Genomic DNA, 18,904 nt, shown 5'->3' on the forward strand with positions numbered 1-18,904 from the left:
CAGGGGCTTGGGCCGCAGCCAGCGCAGGCCGTTGCTCGACTTGCCGGAGACCTGATCCTCAATCTCCGCCATCAGTTGGTGCGGCAAGCGCTGCAAGCGCTTCGAGGTGCTGCCGAAATGCTCGTCGCCCTGGCGCGGTGAGCTGGACCCATACCCGGCTCTTTCCCCCGCGCACAGCTCGGCGCTGGGAGATGTACCCGGCATGCGCGAGCACCGAGAGCTGCTTGCTCAGGGCGGAATCTGTCGTCTGCAGCAGATCCCTCAATGCCGCGAACTCCTCTTCCGTGACTGGATCGAGCAAGGCGCAGATCCGCAGTCGAGGGAGTGGATGGATCACTGCATCGAGCTCCACCGGCGTAGGATCGGCCATCGTCAAATGCCGCTGACGTGGCGCGCCCAGGAGCGGTCCATCATCGGTCCGATCGTCACGACGATGAGGAACATCACCAGCGCTGCGACTGCTGGCACCCACCACCAGCCCTGCTCGGCATACACCGCGTGGCTCACGCCGCCGAGGATGCCGGCGAGAACAGCGAAACCGGCCAGCTGCCATGCCATACGGGCCGATAGCCGGATCTTTCTCACTGCGGTCGGTTGTTTCCATGCAGCGACACCGGCGATGGCCAGGACGGCGAGAACCGGAACGATGTACTGCAGCAGTCCCGGCCATGCCGAGAGGTAGGGGCGCAGCGCGAAGACTGACAGCATCAGCCCGACCATGACCCAGTACCGCCTTGGACGCCTCAGGCGCTCGGCGTTGACCTGTTTTGTCGCCTCGACAACGTCCAGGCCCCGCCGTGCGTCAGCTGCATCGTTTTCCATAGGGGCAACTCTAGCAACCCTTTTTCCTTGATGGAAAAGAGCTCTTGGTTTCCTGGCTGGACGAGCTGCCTCATGCCATCTTCAGCGTCAGCAGGTGCCCGCGGGCCAGTGCGGATGCTGTTTGGCTGTCGCGGTCGGCGATGGCGTCGAGGATGCTGGTGTGGGCGTGCTGGTCGGCATCGCTGCCGAACTCGCCTCTTAGTCGCAGCATGTCGATCATGGCTTGGCGGCTGCGCGGGGTGAAGCTGTCGAACAGGTCGACGAGGATCGGGTTGTGCGATCCGGCCACGATGGCCCGGTGGAAGGCGATGTCAGCGTCGACGTGAGCCTCGATGTCCGTTCGCTGGGCGTTACGTTTGCTCGCGGCATGCCGGATCGTGCGCAGCTCAGCGGGGGATCGCCGCTCGGCCGCGAGAGCCGCGGCTTCGACCTCGATGGCGATGCGGGCTTCGATGACCGAGTTGATGTCTGCCTTGCGCAGCGCTGTGCTCCAGTCCTCGACGACATCGAGCGCAGCTACGAAGACGCCAGCTCCTTGTCGCGTAGCCACCACGCCCTGGCCCGCTAGACGGCGAATCGCTTCGCGCACAGTCGACCTGCCGACCCCGAGCTGGGGACCGAGAGTGTTCTCCCCGGGGAGCTTCGATCCCAGTGGCCACTCGCCGGCACGAATCCGATCGAGGAGCAGATCTGCCGCCTGCTCTGCGAGCGGGGTGCGTTGCACCTGTGCCATGAAGCCTCCACTTCGCTACTTGTCTGAGAAGTTGTGTAGAGTCTAGCCCATGCCCCAGCGACTCCTCCTTCGCCGCCGCGCCAGGAACTGACTGAACCAGCCAACCTGCGCGCGGAGTGACTCACCCTTGCTGGTCTCCCTCACTTCTTGCGCGCCGTGTCTCTGCGCGCCCTGGATCGAAAGAAGCACATGAGCACGACCTCTTCCTCTCCTCGAACCCGCAACAGGCTGGGCTTGTGGGCACTGACAGCCACCCACGCAGCGAACGACTTCTACACCGGCGCAGTCGCGGCGCTGCTGCCGTTCTTCGTGCTCCACGCGGAGTACTCCTATGCCGCAGTCGCCGGCATCACGCTTGCGGCGACTGCTTTGTCGAGCGCTGCCCAGCCGATGTTCGGATACCTCAGCGACCGCTACGGGATGCGCTGGATGAGCCTGGCTGGCCTTCTTGCCGCCGGCGCTGGCATCGCCTTGAGTGGCATTGTCGCCGACTCGTATGCGGCCGTCTGGATCGTCGTGGCGATCTCCGGCATCGGCGTCGCCGCGTACCACCCGGCAGCGACGATGGAAGCCCGCGAGCTCGGCGGCGGTACCAGCGGATCGATGAGCCTGTTCTCCGTGGGAGGGAACGTCGGCGTGGCCCTGGCACCGTCGGCCGTGATTCTCGTCGTGGGCACCTTCGGGCTGTCGGGCTCGGGCTTCCTCGTCATCCCGGCGGTGTTTCTGGGGCTGGTTTACGTGCTCGTCTCGTGGAGGCACCTGTTCTCACGGACAGTGGCTGCCGAGCGGGCACCTGCCGCTACAAAGGTTTCGATCCCCGACGACTGGCGCGCTTTCCTGTGGCTCAGCGCGGTGCTGGCGACCTGGTCGGTCGCCTATGTCGGCACCTCGACGTTCATTTCGCTGTACTCGATCCAGCGGTTCGATGTGACCACGGGGTTCGCAGCGATCGCGCTCTCGGTGTTCCCGGCGGCTGGCGCGGTGGGAACCCTCGCGGGCGGCTGGCTCGCGGACCGCTTCGGGCGGCTGCGCGTCGTCCGTACCGGCTATCTGCTGGCGGCTATCTCCACCATCGCGATCGTGCTCGCACCGTCCCCTGTGGTGGTGATCATCGCGACGGCGGTCCTGGGAACCAGCCTGTTCCTGCCGTTCGCCGCGCAGATCACCCTGTCGCACTCATACCTCCCGAACAGGATCGGCATGGCCAGCGGAGTCACGCTGGGACTGACGCTCTCGCTCGGAGGTCTGGTCAGCCCGCTGCTGGGATCCATCGCGGATCAGACGAGCGTCCAGTCGGTCTTCGTGATCGTCGCTGTCCTGCTGGTGGCCGGTTTCGCGCTTTCGTTCGTCCTCAAGGAGCGCCGGAATACCTCAGTTGAGAGCCTCGCGCAGCATGAGAAGAGCACCGAGCTGGAGAGCGCCAATGATTGACCGGGAAATCCTCCGCCTTGAAGGCGTCGACTTTGTGCGCGAGTCCCGGCAGATCCTCACCGGCATCAACCTGACGGTTCGTGCGGGGGAGCGATGGGCGCTGATCGGCCCGAACGGAGCTGGCAAGAGCACCATCCTGAGCATGTGCGGAGCCGTCAAGCACCCGACCCGCGGCAGCGTCCACGTGCTCGGCCGCAAGCTCGGACGAGTCGACATCCGCGAACTGCGCGAGTCCATCGGGCACGTCAATCCTCGGCATCCACTCAGCTCGCCGCTCACCGTCCGGCAGGTGATTCTCACTGGCGCAACGGGCACGACAGAACTCATGCCGCGATGGACGCCGGACACCGCCACCCAAGCTCGCGCTGACGAGCTGGTCGAGACGCTTGGACTCGCAGGGCTCGAAACGGCAACCTGGCCGACGATGTCGCAGGGTGAGCGAGGACGGGCTCTCATCGCGCGCGCCCTGCTGCCGGACCCTCCGCTTCTGCTACTGGACGAGCCCTCCACGGGACTGGACGTCGCGGCGCGCGAGCAGTTCCTCAGCACCGTGGACCAGCTGCACCGGTCCCGCCCGCAACTTTCCACCATTCTGGTGACGCATCACTTGGAGGAGCTGCCCACAACGACAACGCATGCGATGCTGATCAAGGGCGGTCAGGTGCATGCTGCTGGACGAGCCCGAGAGGTCTTGACGACCGAACTGGTGAGCGAGTGCTTCGACCATCCAATCGAGATCGAACACCGCGCTGGCCGCTGGCAGGCACGAGCGCTGGTGAGCGCCTGAATGGTCAGGATGCGCATGGCCGTTGACTCTGCGTATCCAGAGGTTGGTATCTGCGGCGACGTGGTTGAATTTAGATTCTCGAACTGAACCTTTGGCGCATGCCGCATTCCATCGGCGGCATCCTTCTCTCCAATGAGCGCTCAAGAAAAGGGGCTCTCGCGGAGGCTTGGCGCGCCGTGAGGTGGTGGAGTTTAGGATTAACGTCTGACGGTCTCTTTGTTGAACGGCGGTACACGAGTGGCCCCAGCCGGTCGAAGCCTATTCATTTTCCTCTTGCGAGAAAACACTGGGCGATCATCGCTGCCACGGCGATGCTGGTGGTCGGCGGGTGCGCGATGTACCTGTCTTGGGGTGCGTGGGGCGTGTTCGTGGCCTGTGGTGCTCTGACGTTGGTGGGCTCGACGGCCCCGGCGTTGATGCTCCTTCCGCGGTCTGCGGTGACGAGAATGTTGGTCATGCAGGTGGCGTCTTGTGCGGTGTGGTTCATGCTCATCGGATGGGGGCTGGTCGCCCTGTTGTATCCCGCGTACACCGTCGGTTGGAGATTTCCGGGTAGAGGCGGCGGTGGCATGCGCGTGGAAGATGAGGCCGATGCATGGTGGATAGGTTGGTCCGTGCTCGGCATGGGGGTCGCCTGCGCGGCGTTGATCATTACAGCTGAGATCATCCCTCGCATCCGCCGAGCACGAGCGGAGCGGTGACTTCGAGAACGTAGTGGTCTGCCTCCTGCTGTCCGTCGAGCGTGCAGCCTTGGTATCAGCTCGAGGTGATCTTGTAGATCCAGAGGTTGGTTTGTGCGGCGACGTGGTGGAGTTCCGGTTCAACGTGTGACTTCCGCTACGGAAGTTCCAAGAGCCGACGAGTGCGGACGGTCTTACCAGTCCCGGTCTCGATCGTCAAGAACACGCCACCGGCGTCGGCCCGAACCGTCTGACGGGTGGCATGGATCAGCGCTTTCGCATCTTGCAGCTCGGCGTGCCATGTCGCCGACTCGCCTGGTTCGAGCCAGTAGGGGAGCTGCGGTGACCACGCATTGCTCTCCGGGTACTGCGCGCTCATTCCCCCTCGCTGCAGCTGGATGCCGAAGCGAGTGATTTTCGCACGCGACCTGCCATAGTTGGTGACAAGGACAGCAACCACGTCCGGCCCATTCCAGCCCTGCTCGCGCATCGACGACATGTCCCTCAGCTTGCTGTTGCGGCCGACGGTCGAGACAACAACCCCGCCGCGGCCCAGGACTCCGTGCTGGAGCGTGGCGCGAAGACGTGGTCCGTCCAGAGCCCAGGCCGCAATCTGCCAGCCCAGAGCGAGCGCTGCCAGGACAAGGCTCAGTATTGCGATCGCAAGAGCGGCGACCTCCATCAGGCGGCCTCGGTCTCTTCGCGGATCTCGCGAAGAACAGCGCTGATCGCAAGTTGTGCCTCAAGCGCTTCCTTCTTGTACTCCGGCATCTCCGGGTCGGCAAACGCCGCACGCAAGCGGTCATCGCTGCCCACCTTCCGCTCCCACAGCTCAGGGACCCGATCAGGGCTAAGGACTCCAACGAGCGTGAGGGCCTCCGCGCCCATCTGCGCTCGCTCGAGATCATCAGTTGACCCGCCGCGATTCAGATTCTGCGTCAGCCGTGTCAGCGCTTCGAGCTCGAACATCAGGTGCGAGTGCCGAAGTGCGCTTGCCCGGTCTGCGTCAGCGATCCGGCGCGCGTTCCTGCGGTCGAGCCACGAGATGATCAGAGCGATAATCGCGGCGACTACGGCTGCCAGAACGGCGGCAAGCTGGATCAGGTCTGAAGTGGTCATGATCGAAGACTAGGTTCAGGCTCCGACATCGCTGAGCACACGGTCGGGGACGGACCTCGCGACGGCCCTGATGACGCATCATCTGGAAGAGCTGCCTGCGACGAACCACGGAACGCTGATCAAGGGCGGCCAGGTGCAGTCGGCCTCGCCGATAGAAGACAGGATCTACATGGTTCGGGAAACGAAGAGCACCGCGAACGCCGAACTCCTAGGTCTGTTCGAGCGCCAGAAGACCACGACCGCGACCGCTCACTTCAGCGTGTCGGGTATCGACTATGCGAAGTCGTCGCCTTCTGGGTGGAGCCTCTAACTGTGAAGTACCAGGCTCTCGTCTGCAACGACGATTTGCCAGTCGCTCCGATGGCCAAGAGCCCTAAATGCGGGTTTAGTGGACGAGATGACAAGCAACGAGTGGTACGTATCGCTATCGACTAGGTAATAGCGCGCCAGCTACTTGTGGAGCGCTCAAGCCCAATATTCATGTACCCGCAAATGTACCCGCAAGCTCCGGGTTTTTGCCGGTTTGGGCGGGATGCGACGGGATCGTGCACTCTCCCGACTTGCTTACTCCCGCAAGGGATCTACGGCTATCGAGCGTGATAGAGAGCGAACCTATCTTCGACTCAAGGGGTCGCAGGTTCAAATCCGTCGACTCGACCGGCGGTGGCCGAGGATTTCACACACGACTCGTCAACGGATCGGAGGCACCCAAGAGTGGCGATCGTCGCAGCCTTCGCGACGCAGGCTCAGTCATCCCACATGGGCTCATGGAGTTGATCTCGATGCTTGGCATCATTGCGTGCCCCGTCAGCGCTTCGCTTACGCGAGCCTGGAAGGCGAGGCACCGTATGAGGCGTCTCGAACCAGTCCGCCTGAAGCTCATGCGCACGCGTTGCATGAATCGTTACCTGAGATGCGAGTAGGTTTCCCTTAACGATTAGCCATGCCGCAGTCGTCATCCCAAGCGAATCCAAATGCCAGATCGTCGGAAGAAAATGCTGGCTCGATGATGGCGTTAACTGACCGATGCGCTCGCCATCGATTCGAACCTCGACAACCTCCTTGCTGCTCTTACGAGCGGCTTGGAGGGGTATAAGCGTGCCAAGGACGAGCGCTTCGCCATCAGGCGTGGCGTAATTCGAGAGCACATCATGATGATGCTCCTCGCCGGTCACTTGTAGCGACGAGCCCCATGGAAGCACGCTGTACTCCTCGAAAACGGGGTCGTTCAAAGGAACCATGCGCTGCGCGTCTGTGAGCGCGAGGCGCACGTTCGCATGATGCTTGAGCGCTCGACTATTGAAGTCAGAACGCGCGACTGCCCAGATGCGAGCACCGACCACCGGAACGTATCCTGCTTCGACAATTCGCCGAATCATCGGCTGGACGATCGCGGCGACTTGCTTCTCGAGGTACCCCACGTGCTGGCCTGTGATGACGACCTTGACCGCGTTTCGATCAAACTGGTTCGTTGGCTCCGGGATCAGCTGAGCAAGAAGCGCTTCCTCTACGATCTCCTCATCTCTTCTTGGAACGCGTCCCAGTGCGCGATGGATAGCATCCATGTGTGCGAACTCGCCAGCGACCTCCGTGTTGGCATAGCTGTTGTAGCCGGGGAGGAAATATGGCGGCAGCGTCAATGCCCGCACTTCGAGCTCTCGTGCTTCACGCAGCTCACGCTCTGCCGCCTCTTGGGCCGCGCGTTTGCGAGCTTCATCGAGGAGACGTTCTTGTTCACGGGCATCCTGTTCTGCTCGAGCCTGCTCGCGTGCCGCCTGCTCTCGGGCAGCTCGTTCAGCAGCGGCTCGCTCTCGTTCGATGCGCGCAAGCTCCTTCTGAGCTGTCTTCTCGGCGCGAATCTGCTCTGTGCGCGCAACCTTCTCCTGCTTTCGGGCCTCGCGCGGAGTGAGCCGTACTGCTGGTTTCGGCCCCGACTCAAGCGGATCGAGCGTTTGCGCACCATTGTCAGCAGCGTGCTCAGTCCAAATATCGCCATCCCAGTAGCGAAATTGATGACGGCCAGTCGGATCCGGGTACCAGTTTGCCGGAGGGGTGCTGTGCATGCGAACTCTTTCAGCGGAGGGGCGTGGCAGTACTTTACGAGTATGCCAGCGCCGGACAGACGCGCGGCGTTTCGATTGCTGCTCGCATCAGCAGGCAATATCGGCACAACGGCTGCGATGACGAGCGGCCGAAATCAGAACAACTTTCGTAATCGCTCTCGCAAAGCCGCGTCACACACGTACACATACGTCCCGCGGATCCCGCGAGTGAGCAGCACCGTGTAGATGTTCCGCACGTACTGCAGCAGGTCGTCGTCGCTGTAAGTAATTCCGAGCTTCGGGTTGTTCTCCTGGCCCTTCTTGTCGTGGTACTCGGCGCGTTCGAAGACGACTCGGCCGGTCGGAGGGTCGAAGCGAAGCTCCTTGCCGATAATGACGCCCGCAAAGTTCAGGTCGTAGCCCTGAACCGTGTGGATGGACCCCACCTCGTTCACGGCGCCAGGGGAGTTGATCCAGTCGCGATCGGTCGAGTTCCAGCGCAGACGCTCGCCGTCGAGCTCGATGTCGAACGCTTGCTTGTCCTTCTTGCTGCGCCAGGGCCACGCGAAGCCGGCGACCAACCGCGCGAGCCCGTACTCAGCGTCGCGGCGCACGATCTCTCGGCGCATCTCGCCGAGATCGTCGAAGAACCGCAGGTCGTACTCGCCGAAATCCTTGCGAACGTCCGGGGGAGTATCGCTGAGGGCCGCACGCACGTATCCGACGTAGTCCGTGTCGGCCGCGATCCTCATCTGCGACCGCAACGGATACACCCGGCCGCGCGCAGAAGCCTCGTCGAGCAGCGCCCGGGTGGTGCGTTCGGGGAGGTCGGCCGGGCGCACGCTCTGGCCCGTATCGAGCATCAGGATCGTGTGCGTGCTCTGCTTCGTGATCCAATCGAGCTGCGTGAGCTGTGGGTCGTCGTTTCCGAATTGCTTCTCGTTGATGCGCTGAAACTTCTGATTGAGCGGCCCCGAAGCCTGGTTCGCGCGTTGATTGAGGCGGTGCGCCTCGTCGACGATGAGCAGGTCGAACTTCTCGTCACTCTCGCCGACGGCGAAGGGCGTCAGCACGAGGTTCTTGTGCAGGCCCGGGGTGAGCGTAAAGACCTTGGCGATGGATCGCCGGAGCGACTGCTGAGGTACCACGATGCCGACCTTGAGCGAGGACAACAGCTCGGCGTGACCCGGAGTGAAGAAGTCGCTGAAGATCGAATCGTGGTCAACGGGTTCTTCGAAGTCGTACCGCCGAATGTCTTCCAGCAGCTTCAACAAGTAGATCGCGACGACGGTCTTGCCGGTGCCGGGGTTGCCCTGCACCACCACCGTGCTCTCCGCGCCCTGCTCGAGGTCGGCGAAGAGCCCCTCGAGGATGTCTTCGACAGCGATCGCCTGATCGTGGTTGAGCGCCTTGAACGGCGAGAGCTTGAAGAGGTCGCTGTTGATGATCTCGGGCAGGCTGCGCTGAAAGAGGTGCTCTTGGGTGCGCAGCTGCTCGAAGACAGCGTCGAACGTCGGCTGGTAGGTCTCCCGCCGGTAGTAGTCGGCATCTGTGATGCCCGCGTTGTGATTGAGTACCTGGAGGTGTCCATCTCCCGAGAACATTCGGATCAGGAACGACTCGAGGTCCAGGCACGTCGACTTGTTGAACGTGTCGTCGAGCACCACGCGCACCCAGTCGAGTCGACTCTTCTCCGCGGATTCGAGGTGCTGGCGCATCCGCCCGTGGGCGTTGAGCGATTCACCGACGTACACTTCGCGGTCATTGTTCAGTACATATACGACCGGCCAGTTGCGATGACGAGGATCAGCCGCGCCCCATGCCTGCACCGCGTCCGCCGCGAAGGGGAGTCGCTCCAGCTCGAAGCCGGTCATGCGCTTCGCTGCTGCCTGCAATTGACCGCGCCGAGAACGTCGCGAAGCAGAACCTCATCCATGGCGCTCACGCTATCAAACGGCGGGCAGGTGCCTCGGAAGCACCGGCCCGTATCATCGAAGTTCGCGCCGCTGAACCCCCGACGGCTACCGCGACGAGCAACAGGGGCTAAGCCCGTTCGCGATTGCCCGCCAGATCGAAATTGCGTCTCAGGCAATACCAACGCACGATCCTCTTCTCGCGAGCGTTCGTTAGTACATCTCCCAACTCCCGGTGCCATTCGAGATGTGCGAACGCAGCGTCTTGATGGCGAGTCGGGCGAAGTCGCGTGTCGCCGGTGAAAGCGCATGGTCCTTTCGCTTCACGAGAGCAATGACGTCGTAGACGGGTGGATCGTACGAGTGGACGACGAGGTTCTGCGGAAACTGAGGGGCCTGTGTGACGGCGCGGCAAGCGAAGGTCTCCCCATGCCCCGCTGCGACAAGACCAATGGCGGTCTCGACCCGCTCGACCTCGATCTTTGACTCGAGATTCTTGCCGACCGCGCGTGCGCGTGCCGCGATCTGGCCACGCGTGGGATCCGTCGCTCCGTGGGATGCGTCGTAGAGGATCAGAGGGCGTTCGAGGGTGGCCTCGATGCTCAGCGGCTCCGTGATCCCCGCTGAACCGGGTGAGATGTGCACGACCTCGTCACGAACAAGTCGTTCGACGTGCAGGCCCTTGGGTTCGCCGTTCAAAACGACGAGCCCGGATTCGAGCTCGCCGTTGACAACGGACCGCACGGTCTCCGCCGAATTCTGGCCGACGAGCTTGACGGATACGAGTGGGTGCAGGGCATGGAAATCGATGACGAGGTCTGAGAGATGGTAGTAGTCGGCGTTCCGGAGGAGGCCGAAGCTCGCGTTCCCTCCCTCAAGCCGATTGAGCGCGAGAACCGAGGCCGACGCCGCTGTCGCGGACGCGACCGTTTGGCGAGCGTGGGGGAGCAGCTCCTCTCCCGCCGCCGTAAGCGTGAGTTTGCGGGGTCCTCGAACAAAGAGCGCGGCCTGGAGCTCTTCCTCTAACCGCCGCACCAGGTCAGAGATCGCGGGCTGGGAGAACTTGAGTTCGCGTGCGGCTGCGGTGAACGACCCCCCGTTCACGGCAGCGAGGAAGGCGTGGAGTTGGGTGAGCGTCATGGCGCAGTGACTCCTCGTGGTCGGCGGAAAGTAGAGCCATAAGTTTATCTTTTGGCAACAGCAAGTAAAGACGGTCTTGTCTATAGCATCTGAACTTTCTTAACCTGGGTCGAGCAACGAAGCACAGGAATTGAAACGACCAAAGCACGTTTCGTTCCGACCGAACAGCCCCGCTAGGCGGGGCTGAAAAGGAGAGAAGATGACCAAGCTCACAGGCGGTCAGATTGTGGCTCAAGCTCTCAAAGAGTACGGCGTGGAGTACGTCGCGGGGATCCCCGGTCACGGAATCTGGACTCTGACCGACGCGTTTCTCGAAGAGGGGTCAGAGATCCCCTTCATTCAGACGTTCCACGAGCAGAGCGCCGTCCACATGGCCGACGGGTACTTCCGGGTCACCGGGAAGCCGATGGCCGCGGTGACGTCGATCGGTGCGGGCGCGAGCAACACGGTCATCGGTATGGCGACTGCGTACACGGACTCCACGAATGTGGTGCTGGTCACCGGCGGCCCGCCCACGCACATGCGCGGACACGGGCTGCTGCAGGAGCTCGAACGATTCACGGCGAACGACTTCCCAAAGATCGCGGAGGCAGTATCGAAGCGACATTGGACCGTGAGTCGAGTTGATGAACTGCCGTTCGTGATGCAGCGGCTCTTCAGCTCGATGTGCACCGGCCGGCCCGGCCCCGTGCACCTCGAGATTCCCATGGACGTGCAGGCCGAAAGCGCCGATGTCGAGATTCACGAGCTGTCGAAGCGGCTCCCCATCGGCAAGGTCTTCCCCGATCCGGCAGCCGTTTCGGCTGCGGTCGACGTGCTCACCGCTTCAGAGCGTCCGGTCATCGTTGTCGGAGGCGGAACCATCACTGCCGACGCCACGAATGAGGTGCTGCGGTTCGCCGAGCACTGGAACATTCCGGTCGTGACCACCTGGAACGGTAAGAGTGCCTTCCCTGAAGATCACCGACTCTTCGCGGGGAGTGTCGGCCAAACAGGAACAACGGCGGGAAACGCGATGTCGTCAACGGCCGACGTCGTCATCGCAATCGGCTGCCGATTCACCGACTGGTCAGCATCGAGCTTTGTGCAGGGAATCTCCTTCTCGCTTCCGCCGGGCAAGCTGATCCATATCGACATCGATCCGCAGGAGATCGGCAAGAACTACCCCGCCGAGGTCGGCATCGTCGCCGATGCCAAGCACGCCGTCGACGCCATCGAGCGCGCGTTGCCCAGTGCAGTGCCGGCACGGGAAACGTATCTCGCCGAGCTTGACGAGAAGAAGGCCGAGTGGGAGGAGCAGCTTGCCTCGCGCCGCGACTCAGATCGATTCCCGTTCACTTCGCAGCGCCCCCTCGGCGCACTGCGCAAGGTTCTGCCCCGCGACGGCATTGTCGTGGTCGGGTCGGGGAACACGCAGGGCGCGGTCAAGCAGACCTTCCCGGTCTACGAGCCACGAACGCACCTCACCTCTGGCGGATTCTCATCCATGGGCTGGGCCGTACCCGCAGCGATCGGCGCCAAGCTCGGCGCACCCGACCGCAAGGTGGTGTGCGTGCTCGGGGATGGCGACTTCCTGATGACGAACCAGGAGATCGGCCTCTGCGTCACCAACAACATCCCGGTCGTCTTCTTGATTCAAGACAACTCGGGCTTCATGTCGATTCGCGGAGGGCAGCGGAAGCAGACGAGCCGCCACATCGGCACTGAATTCAACCGCCCCGACGGCACCCCCTACAGCCCCGATTACAAGATGCTGGGCGAGTCGTTCGGGCTCAAATCCTTCCGAGTGAACTCGGACAGTGAACTTGAAGACGTACTCCGTGAAGCGGTCGAGTCTGACGAGCCGACGCTCATTGTGGTTCCGACTGATCGAAACGCAGCGGGCCCCTGGGTTCCGGGCTGGTGGGATTTCCCGATTCCCGGCTACATCGACGACGAGCGTCAGGCCGAGTACTCGGAGTTCCGAGCACGAGAACAGCACCAGTAGCCTGCCCACCCGGCGGGGCGTTTATCCGCACACCGGCAACGCCCCGCCCGCTCGATTCCCCTGAGACCTCGACAGATCAAGGATGACCATGACCACTCCATCGCAACCGCTGAGCTCGGACGCGCTCCTCGAGAAGCCCGCGGGCGACCTGGCCACCGACGTGGTGATCGTCGGGTCGGGGATGGGGGGATCCGTGGCAGCGTGGGCTCTGCGAGATTCAGGGCTGAACGTGCTGGTGGTGGAGCGCGGCGACTTTCTTCCCGAGGAGCCGCAACGGGGCGATGCCCGGGCGGTGCACATCGAGAAGCGGTACGCCAATGCAGAACAGTGGTACGACGGGAAGACCGGGAAGCCGTTCTCACCCGGCGTCTACTACTGGGTCGGCGGCAACACCAAGCTCTACGGGGCATGCCTGCCGCGATTCCGCGCCGAAGACTTCGCCCGCACCCAGCACCACGACGGATTCTCACCGGGGTGGCCGTTCACGTACGACGATCTCGAGCCCTTCTACTCCCAGGTTGAAGAGCTGTTCGAGGTTCGGGGAAACCTGGGTGAGGATCCGACGGAACCCCGGCATTCATCGGAGTACCCCGCGCCGGCACTGCGACACGAACCCGCCATCGAGAATCTTGCGGAGCGTCTCAAACGCCAGGGGCTGCACCCGTTTCACATGCCAAACGCGCTGAACGTCGAGTCTCAAGCAGATCGCGAGCTCGAAGCGATCTCAGACGGAGCGCCTTCGGCTGGAGGGCTGAAGGGTGACGCAGAGAACCGGGCACTGGCACCGGCGCTGGCATCGGCGAACGTGTCTCTGCTCACCCGCACGCGCGTCGTTGAGGTGCTGACCACGGAAGACGGAACGACGACCACCGGGGTTCGGGCGACGCGCGACGGTGAGACATTCACCATCTCCGCAACAACTGTGCTGCTGTGTGCGGGCGCGGTGAATAGCGCGAGCCTGCTCTTGTCATCTACGAGCGCGGCCCACCCTGACGGGCTGGCGAACAGTTCGGGACTCGTCGGGCGAAATTACATGGTGCACAACAGCACCTTCTTCATGGGGGTGAAGCCCTGGCGCAAGAACCGCACGGCGTGGCAAAAGACCCTCGGTGTGAACGATTGGTACCTCGCGGGACGGGGTCGAACGTACCCGCTCGGCAACGTCCAGATGCTCGGGAAGCTGAGGGGCGCGATGGCGAAGGGGGTGCGCCCGCTGATCCCGATGTTCCTGCTGAATTTCGTTACGAACCGCACCGTCGATCTGTACCTCACCACTGAGGATCTGCCTGCGGAAGACAACCGCGTGCGATTGGTCGACGGCAAGATTCACGTGGATTGGACCCCGACGAATCTGAAGCCGCACGACGAACTGGTCACTGAGGTTTCTCGAGCGGTGCGCCGGGCAGGGTATCCCTTCATTCTGACCGAGCGAATGGGGATCGCGACGAACTCCCATCAGTGCGGCACCGCAGTGGCCGGTACAGATCCGCGCAGCAGCGTGCTCAATGCGGACTGTCGCACGCACGACGTCGACAACCTGTGGGTGCTCGACAGTTCGTTCTTCCCGTCTTCGGCGGCGTTGAACCCCGCACTCACCATCGCAGCAAATGTCTTGCGAGTGATGCCGAAGATTGTCGCATCGAGCGTGCGCCAGCCATGAACCCCACGCATTCCCATTCCATCCGTAGATGAGAAAGAAGACATCATGACGAAAGTGCTCTCCCTGTTCGGCGGATGGCCCGGACACTTTCCCCAGGAGATCTCGGCCTGGGCAGACGCCCTCTACGCAGAGCTGGGGTACAACGTCGATCGGTCGAGCGACATCTTCACCCTGGACCGTGATTTGACGGGCTACGACTTGATCGTCATCGGGTGGAACAACGCCCTCACGACGGAGGATCTCACCGATGCTCAGGAGGACCGGCTTCTCGAAGCAGTCGAGGCTGGCACCGGGCTCGCGGCGTGGCACGGGGCCTCGGCAGCGTTCCGGGCGAGCCTCCGCTATCGGTTCTTGCTCGGCGGCGATTTCGTGGAACACCCGGCGGGCGAGGCGTTCCCAGAACCGTACACGGTGCAGATGACCGGGTCGGGGCACCCGGTCGCCGACGGCGTCGACGACTTCTCAGTGGCATCCGAGCAGTACTACATGCACGTGAACCCGAATAACACGGTCCTCGCAACGACGACCTTCTCGGGCGAACACCTCCCGTGGATTGAGGGTCACACCTCCCCGGTCGCCTGGGTACGGAACTGGGGCGAGGGGCGCGTGTTCTACCACTCCATCGGACACACGCCGGCCGACCTCGACGAACCGAGCGTGCGCAAGCTGACGAGACAGGGCCTGGAATGGGCAAAACGAGAATGACGGTGTAGCGCGCAGCGCCAGTACCGCGCCTCACTCAGCGGTGTGATCGCACACCGCACCAGACACCTCTTCCGAGGGATCCTCCCTCGGGTCTATTTGGCGTGCCGTAAACCGAGGCACGCAACGCAACGAAAGCGACAGACAAATGGCAAGACACCTCAAAACGGCGAGTGGATCTGCGTCCGACGCCCCCGATCTTGTTGGCGTGCCGGATCGAGTCCGCGAGATTATCGCGGAGGTATCGGCAACCGGGGATCAGGCCGTGCGCAAGTTCTCGACCGAGTTCGACGGCCACGAACGCGACACCTTCAGGCTCAGCGAAACCGAGATCCACGACGCGATGGCGCGGGTACCCGACCAAACGCTGGCCGACATCCGCACGGTGCAAGAGAACGTGCGGCGCTTCGCGCAGTTGCAACGCGAATCGATCCGCGACTTCGAATCCGAGGTCGACCCCGGAGTCATTCTCGGCCAGAAGAACATTCCCATCACTTCAGTCGGTGCCTATGTGCCCGGCGGGCGTTACCCATTGCTCGCCTCAGCTCACATGACGATCCTGACCGCCAAGGTCGCAGGAGTTTCTCGCGTCATCGGCACCACACCGGCCCCGAAGGGCGTGCTTCCCGATGCGTCCGTGGCAGCGATGCACCTCGCCGGCGCAGACGAGATCTACGCGCTCGGCGGCGTGCAAGCGATCGCGGCCATGGCGATCGGCACGCAGACCATCGCTCCGGTTGATTTTCTCTGCGGGCCCGGCAATGCGTTCGTCGCCGAGGCGAAGCGTCAGATGTACGGCCGAGTGGGAATCGACCTCTTCGCCGGGCCGACCGAGGTGCTGATCCTCTCGGATGGAAGCGCCGACCCCTTCTTGGTCGCTGTCGACCTCCTCAGTCAGGCTGAGCACGGACCTGACTCGCCGGCCATTCTGATCACCACGGATGAGACACAGGGCGCAGAGGTGATCACCGAGGTCGACCGGCAACTCGAAAGCCTATCGACGGCGTCGATCGCGCGACCCGCGTGGAAAAACTTTGGTGAGGTGATTCTTGCCGATGATCTCGACGAGGCGTACCGCATCGCTGACCAGTTCGCGAGCGAGCACGTGCAGGTGCTCACGAGCGACCCGCGTCACGCGCTCGAGAGGCTGCAGAACTACGGTGCGTTGTTCTTGGGCGACAAGACCTGCGTCTCATATGGCGACAAGGTCATCGGCACGAACCACGTGCTTCCCACTCGGGGGGCCGCTCGCTACACGGGTGGCCTCTGGGTCGGCAAATTCCTCAAGACGGTGACGTACCAGGAGGTGACCACGTCGCAAGCCACCGCCGAGCTGGGGGAGCTGCTGGGACGCTCCGCCCGCGCGGAGAACTTTGAAGGACACGCCCGTGCCGGTGACCTGCGAGTTGCACGGGCCCGCGGCGAACACCTCTCGTGGGCGCCCGAGCGGTTCTAGGCGGAAGTCATCATGTCACTCACACTGGATCGAAGCGCGGAAATGATAGCGCTCCTGCTGCCCGGAACGGGTGGAACGGTCGCGCGCGACTTCGCACTTCTGGCTGCCGCACTGGAGTCGCACGTGCGATCCGACGGATACGACTATCGATCGGACACGGGATCGACCTATGAGTCCATGGTGGAAGAAGTGATCGGGCGAATCACCAGCGAGCCCGTCGGAGAGTTCCTCATCATCGGGTACTCGCTGAGCGCAGCAATTGCCGTGGGAGTCGCCGCGAAGATTCCCGACCGCGTCGCAGGCCTCGTGCTGATCGCGGGCTTCGCAGACGGAACCGACCCTCGCGTGGTCAACGAATTCCGATACTGGCAGCACCTGATCGAGCTCAATCCGGCCAGTTTCGCATCGCGGGTCGCCGTGATCGGACATCACGCGGACGTCGAGGCAGCGCTCGGCGAGACCGAGATCGCGCGCCGGGTGTCTGAGTACCTCAGCATCATCGACCTTCCGAAAACGATGTCTCAAATCGCGATCGATCTTGAAGTGCAACTCGGACGCGTCCCCGCAACAATCGCAGCGCCCGTTCTCGTCATCGGGTGCGAGGGAGACCGAATCGTTCCCGAGCCCGTCACCCGCGAGCTCGCCGGTCAGTTCCCGAACAGTCAATACGAGGTCATCGACGCCGGCCACTTCGCTCTGGTCGAGCAACCCGAACGAGTCACGCAGATCATTCTGGACTGGATTGCAGCCTCCTCGAGCGGGCGAAGCGTCGGCGCCAGCTCGAATCTTCGGAGTGACCGAGAAGAAAGTACGCACATGAAGCATCTCGCACGACACCCCCTGACCGAGTCCGGAAGCCTTGATGGAGGTCGGACATCATGAGCCTGATTGAGATTGAGGGCGTCTCGGTGATCTTTCCGGGCGTCAAAGCACTCGACAACGTGGGCTTCACTGTCGACGAGGGCGAGGTCATCGCACTGTGCGGTGAGAACGGCGCGGGGAAGTCCACCGTCGGCAAGGTCCTCTCAGGCGTGATCAGTGTCAGCGATTACGTCGGCACGGTGCGCATGAACGGAGAGGTGCTCCGGAGCACCAACACGATCGACGCCGCGGAACAGGGCATCGTCATCGTGCATCAAGAGCTCAACCTCTTCCCCGAACTCTCCGTCGGGGAGAACATCTTCATCGACCAGCTGCCCGGGCGAGCGGGTGTCATCGACGCCGCGCTGCTGCGCAAGCGAAGCGTGGAGATCTTGGACCTGCTCGGGGTCGACATCGACCCGGATGAGAAGGTCAAGAACCTCGCGGTCAGCGGGCAGCAGCTCGTCGAAATTGCCAAGGCGCTCGCGCGGGATCCGAAGGTGATCGTGTTCGACGAGGCCACGAGTTCCCTGAGTAAACCCGAGGTGGCCGCGCTGTTCGCGATCATTCGACGACTCCGCGCACGTGGCATCGCGATTCTCTACGTCTCGCACAAACTCGACGAGATTTTCGAGATCTGCACTCGCGTCATCGTGCTGAAAGACGGGCAGTTCGTTCGTTCCTCGCCGGTCGGCGAGACGAACCACGACGAGGTGGTCTCCTGGATGGTGGGGCGTGCGGTCTCCGATCTGTACCCCTCGCGCTCGTCCGCGCTGGCGCTGACGGATACGCCAGCGCTCGAGGTTCGCGGGTGGACCGTTCCCAATGGTGTTGCGGGGCAACGGAACCTCGTCGACGACGTGTCGTTCTCGCTCGGCCGGGGAGAGATTCTGGGTGTATACGGGCTCGTCGGTGCGGGGCGCACCGAACTGCTCCGGTCCATCTTCGAGGGCCGAGCATCCGCTGTCCGCGGTCAGTTGTTCCTCAACGGTGTCGAGACGACCCTGCGGGATCCACGCGATGCCATTCAGCAGGGGCTCGCACTCGTCACAGAGGATCGAAAGCACGACGGTTTGGTCTTCACGATGAACGTGAGGGAGAACCTCACGCTCGCAGCGCACCGACTGGTGAGTTCGAGAGCGGGCGTCATCCGCCGTTCCGACGAGCGAACGCTCGCACAAGACATCTCAGACCGGCTCAAAGTCAAAGTTCCCGGGATCCAGTACGGGGTGAAGAAGCTCTCGGGCGGCAACCAGCAAAAGGTCATTCTCGGAAAATGGCTGCTCACCCGACCGCAGGTCTTGATCCTCGACGAGCCGACTCGGGGTATCGATATCGGCGCCAAGTCAGAGATCTACCGAATCATGCACGAGCTCAGCGCCGCGGGCGTCTCGATCATCATGATCTCCTCCGAACTGCCCGAAATCCTCGGCATCTCCGATCGCATTCTGGTGCTCCGCGAGGGGCACCTGCAGGGCTCGATCGATCGTTCCGAAGCGAATGAAGAGCGCCTCGCTCACATCGCGATGACCGGCGCGACGGCCTAGCGATGCAACGATGCGTTCGCCGAA

Annotated in this window: 18 protein-coding genes; 9 read left to right on the forward strand and 9 right to left on the reverse strand. The window is 62.9% G+C overall.

Going from position 1 to position 18,904, the window contains the following annotated elements; genetic code table 11:
* Positions 1 to 58 precede the first annotated feature (58 nt).
* The 3 genes from JE033_RS09540 to JE033_RS09550 all read right to left on the reverse strand — a co-directional run bounded on the left by JE033_RS09540 (position 59) and on the right by JE033_RS09550 (position 1,555).
* Complete coding sequence (locus tag JE033_RS09540) at positions 59 to 370, reverse strand: transcriptional regulator (RefSeq protein WP_200331212.1); 312 nt, start codon at positions 368 to 370, stop codon at positions 59 to 61.
* Positions 371 to 372: 2 nt separating this feature from the next.
* Complete coding sequence (locus JE033_RS09545; RefSeq protein WP_200331214.1) at positions 373 to 822, reverse strand: hypothetical protein; 450 nt, start codon at positions 820 to 822, stop codon at positions 373 to 375.
* 70 nt (positions 823 to 892) lie between these two features.
* Positions 893 to 1,555, reverse strand: a complete 663-nt coding sequence (locus JE033_RS09550) for a FadR/GntR family transcriptional regulator (RefSeq protein WP_200331216.1) — start codon at positions 1,553 to 1,555, stop codon at positions 893 to 895.
* Between the two features lie 189 nt (positions 1,556 to 1,744).
* Here JE033_RS09550 and JE033_RS09555 point away from each other — a divergent pair, with 189 nt between their 5' ends.
* Complete coding sequence (locus tag JE033_RS09555; RefSeq protein WP_200331218.1) at positions 1,745 to 2,986, forward strand: MFS transporter; 1,242 nt, start codon at positions 1,745 to 1,747, stop codon at positions 2,984 to 2,986.
* The gene (locus JE033_RS09560; protein WP_200331220.1) at positions 2,979 to 3,773 is read left to right on the forward strand and encodes an ABC transporter ATP-binding protein; all 795 of its coding nucleotides are present in this window, start codon (positions 2,979 to 2,981) and stop codon (positions 3,771 to 3,773) included. Before JE033_RS09555 ends, JE033_RS09560 begins: the two co-directional genes overlap by 8 nt.
* Positions 3,774 to 4,035: 262 nt before the next feature.
* On the opposite strand, the gene JE033_RS09565 is transcribed toward JE033_RS09560, so the two are convergent.
* The 3 genes from JE033_RS09565 to JE033_RS09575 form a co-directional block, all read right to left on the reverse strand.
* Positions 4,036 to 4,260 carry a hypothetical protein gene (locus tag JE033_RS09565; protein ID WP_200331222.1) on the reverse strand — a complete coding sequence of 75 codons (225 nt, stop codon included), beginning with the start codon at positions 4,258 to 4,260 and terminating at the stop codon, positions 4,036 to 4,038.
* A gap of 350 nt (positions 4,261 to 4,610) precedes the next feature.
* Positions 4,611 to 5,135 (reverse strand): hypothetical protein, encoded by a 525-nt coding sequence (locus JE033_RS09570; RefSeq protein ID WP_200331224.1) that lies wholly within the window; start codon positions 5,133 to 5,135, stop codon positions 4,611 to 4,613.
* On the reverse strand, positions 5,135 to 5,572 hold the full coding sequence (locus JE033_RS09575; RefSeq protein ID WP_200331226.1) for a hypothetical protein: 438 nt from the start codon (positions 5,570 to 5,572) through the stop codon (positions 5,135 to 5,137). The genes JE033_RS09570 and JE033_RS09575 overlap by 1 nt, the downstream gene beginning before the upstream one ends.
* A gap of 70 nt (positions 5,573 to 5,642) precedes the next feature.
* Here JE033_RS09575 and JE033_RS09580 point away from each other — a divergent pair, with 70 nt between their 5' ends.
* Positions 5,643 to 5,882 carry a hypothetical protein gene (locus JE033_RS09580; RefSeq protein WP_200331228.1) on the forward strand — a complete coding sequence of 80 codons (240 nt, stop codon included), beginning with the start codon at positions 5,643 to 5,645 and terminating at the stop codon, positions 5,880 to 5,882.
* A gap of 436 nt (positions 5,883 to 6,318) precedes the next feature.
* Here JE033_RS09580 and JE033_RS09585 read toward each other — a convergent pair whose 3' ends face one another.
* The 3 genes from JE033_RS09585 to JE033_RS09595 all read right to left on the reverse strand — a co-directional run bounded on the left by JE033_RS09585 (position 6,319) and on the right by JE033_RS09595 (position 10,667).
* Positions 6,319 to 7,635, reverse strand: a complete 1,317-nt coding sequence (locus JE033_RS09585; RefSeq protein ID WP_200331230.1) for a DUF2510 domain-containing protein — start codon at positions 7,633 to 7,635, stop codon at positions 6,319 to 6,321.
* A gap of 134 nt (positions 7,636 to 7,769) precedes the next feature.
* Positions 7,770 to 9,488: a DUF2075 domain-containing protein gene (locus JE033_RS09590; protein ID WP_200331231.1), complete on the reverse strand. Its 1,719-nt coding sequence runs from the start codon at positions 9,486 to 9,488 to the stop codon at positions 7,770 to 7,772.
* A 252-nt stretch (positions 9,489 to 9,740) separates the two neighbouring features.
* Complete coding sequence (locus JE033_RS09595; RefSeq protein WP_200331232.1) at positions 9,741 to 10,667, reverse strand: LysR family transcriptional regulator; 927 nt, start codon at positions 10,665 to 10,667, stop codon at positions 9,741 to 9,743.
* A 199-nt stretch (positions 10,668 to 10,866) separates the two neighbouring features.
* On the opposite strand from JE033_RS09595, the gene JE033_RS09600 reads away from it, so the two are divergent.
* From JE033_RS09600 to JE033_RS09625, 6 genes are all read left to right on the forward strand, one after another.
* The gene (locus JE033_RS09600) at positions 10,867 to 12,654 is read left to right on the forward strand and encodes a thiamine pyrophosphate-binding protein (RefSeq protein WP_200331233.1); all 1,788 of its coding nucleotides are present in this window, start codon (positions 10,867 to 10,869) and stop codon (positions 12,652 to 12,654) included.
* 88 nt (positions 12,655 to 12,742) lie between these two features.
* The gene (locus JE033_RS09605; protein WP_234037422.1) at positions 12,743 to 14,314 is read left to right on the forward strand and encodes an FAD-dependent oxidoreductase; all 1,572 of its coding nucleotides are present in this window, start codon (positions 12,743 to 12,745) and stop codon (positions 14,312 to 14,314) included.
* 45 nt (positions 14,315 to 14,359) lie between these two features.
* Positions 14,360 to 15,019 (forward strand): ThuA domain-containing protein, encoded by a 660-nt coding sequence (locus tag JE033_RS09610; RefSeq protein WP_200331235.1) that lies wholly within the window; start codon positions 14,360 to 14,362, stop codon positions 15,017 to 15,019.
* Between the two features lie 145 nt (positions 15,020 to 15,164).
* On the forward strand, positions 15,165 to 16,472 hold the full coding sequence (hisD, locus tag JE033_RS09615) for a histidinol dehydrogenase (protein WP_200331236.1): 1,308 nt from the start codon (positions 15,165 to 15,167) through the stop codon (positions 16,470 to 16,472).
* A 12-nt stretch (positions 16,473 to 16,484) separates the two neighbouring features.
* Positions 16,485 to 17,354: an alpha/beta fold hydrolase gene (locus JE033_RS09620; protein ID WP_200331237.1), complete on the forward strand. Its 870-nt coding sequence runs from the start codon at positions 16,485 to 16,487 to the stop codon at positions 17,352 to 17,354.
* A complete protein-coding gene (locus JE033_RS09625) occupies positions 17,351 to 18,880 on the forward strand; it encodes a sugar ABC transporter ATP-binding protein (RefSeq protein WP_200331239.1) in 1,530 nt (509 codons plus the stop codon). Before JE033_RS09620 ends, JE033_RS09625 begins: the two co-directional genes overlap by 4 nt.
* The last annotated feature ends 24 nt before the right edge of the window (positions 18,881 to 18,904 follow it).

This window comes from Leucobacter sp. L43 (genome assembly GCF_016597785.1).
Taxonomy (GTDB): Bacteria; Actinomycetota; Actinomycetes; order Actinomycetales; family Microbacteriaceae; genus Leucobacter; species Leucobacter alluvii.

What these genes read in the sequence shown, in the direction of transcription:
- JE033_RS09605 (WP_234037422.1), top strand. Translation starts at nt 12,743, where the DNA reads ATGACCACTCCATCGCAACCGCTGAGCTCGGACGCGCTCCTCGAGAAG.
- hisD (WP_200331236.1), top strand. Translation starts at nt 15,165, where the DNA reads ATGGCAAGACACCTCAAAACGGCGAGTGGATCTGCGTCCGACGCCCCC.
- JE033_RS09610 (WP_200331235.1), top strand. Translation starts at nt 14,360, where the DNA reads ATGACGAAAGTGCTCTCCCTGTTCGGCGGATGGCCCGGACACTTTCCC.
- JE033_RS09625 (WP_200331239.1), top strand. Translation starts at nt 17,351, where the DNA reads ATGAGCCTGATTGAGATTGAGGGCGTCTCGGTGATCTTTCCGGGCGTC.
- JE033_RS09600 (WP_200331233.1), top strand. Translation starts at nt 10,867, where the DNA reads ATGACCAAGCTCACAGGCGGTCAGATTGTGGCTCAAGCTCTCAAAGAG.
- JE033_RS09555 (WP_200331218.1), top strand. Translation starts at nt 1,745, where the DNA reads ATGAGCACGACCTCTTCCTCTCCTCGAACCCGCAACAGGCTGGGCTTG.
- JE033_RS09585 (WP_200331230.1), bottom strand. Translation starts at nt 7,635, where the DNA reads ATGCACAGCACCCCTCCGGCAAACTGGTACCCGGATCCGACTGGCCGT.
- JE033_RS09620 (WP_200331237.1), top strand. Translation starts at nt 16,485, where the DNA reads ATGTCACTCACACTGGATCGAAGCGCGGAAATGATAGCGCTCCTGCTG.
- JE033_RS09580 (WP_200331228.1), top strand. Translation starts at nt 5,643, where the DNA reads ATGACGCATCATCTGGAAGAGCTGCCTGCGACGAACCACGGAACGCTG.
- JE033_RS09540 (WP_200331212.1), bottom strand. Translation starts at nt 370, where the DNA reads ATGGCCGATCCTACGCCGGTGGAGCTCGATGCAGTGATCCATCCACTC.
- JE033_RS09570 (WP_200331224.1), bottom strand. Translation starts at nt 5,135, where the DNA reads ATGGAGGTCGCCGCTCTTGCGATCGCAATACTGAGCCTTGTCCTGGCA.
- JE033_RS09550 (WP_200331216.1), bottom strand. Translation starts at nt 1,555, where the DNA reads ATGGCACAGGTGCAACGCACCCCGCTCGCAGAGCAGGCGGCAGATCTG.
- JE033_RS09590 (WP_200331231.1), bottom strand. Translation starts at nt 9,488, where the DNA reads ATGACCGGCTTCGAGCTGGAGCGACTCCCCTTCGCGGCGGACGCGGTG.
- JE033_RS09545 (WP_200331214.1), bottom strand. Translation starts at nt 822, where the DNA reads ATGGAAAACGATGCAGCTGACGCACGGCGGGGCCTGGACGTTGTCGAG.
- JE033_RS09560 (WP_200331220.1), top strand. Translation starts at nt 2,979, where the DNA reads ATGATTGACCGGGAAATCCTCCGCCTTGAAGGCGTCGACTTTGTGCGC.
- JE033_RS09575 (WP_200331226.1), bottom strand. Translation starts at nt 5,572, where the DNA reads ATGACCACTTCAGACCTGATCCAGCTTGCCGCCGTTCTGGCAGCCGTA.
- JE033_RS09595 (WP_200331232.1), bottom strand. Translation starts at nt 10,667, where the DNA reads ATGACGCTCACCCAACTCCACGCCTTCCTCGCTGCCGTGAACGGGGGG.
- JE033_RS09565 (WP_200331222.1), bottom strand. Translation starts at nt 4,260, where the DNA reads ATGAACCACACCGCACAAGACGCCACCTGCATGACCAACATTCTCGTC.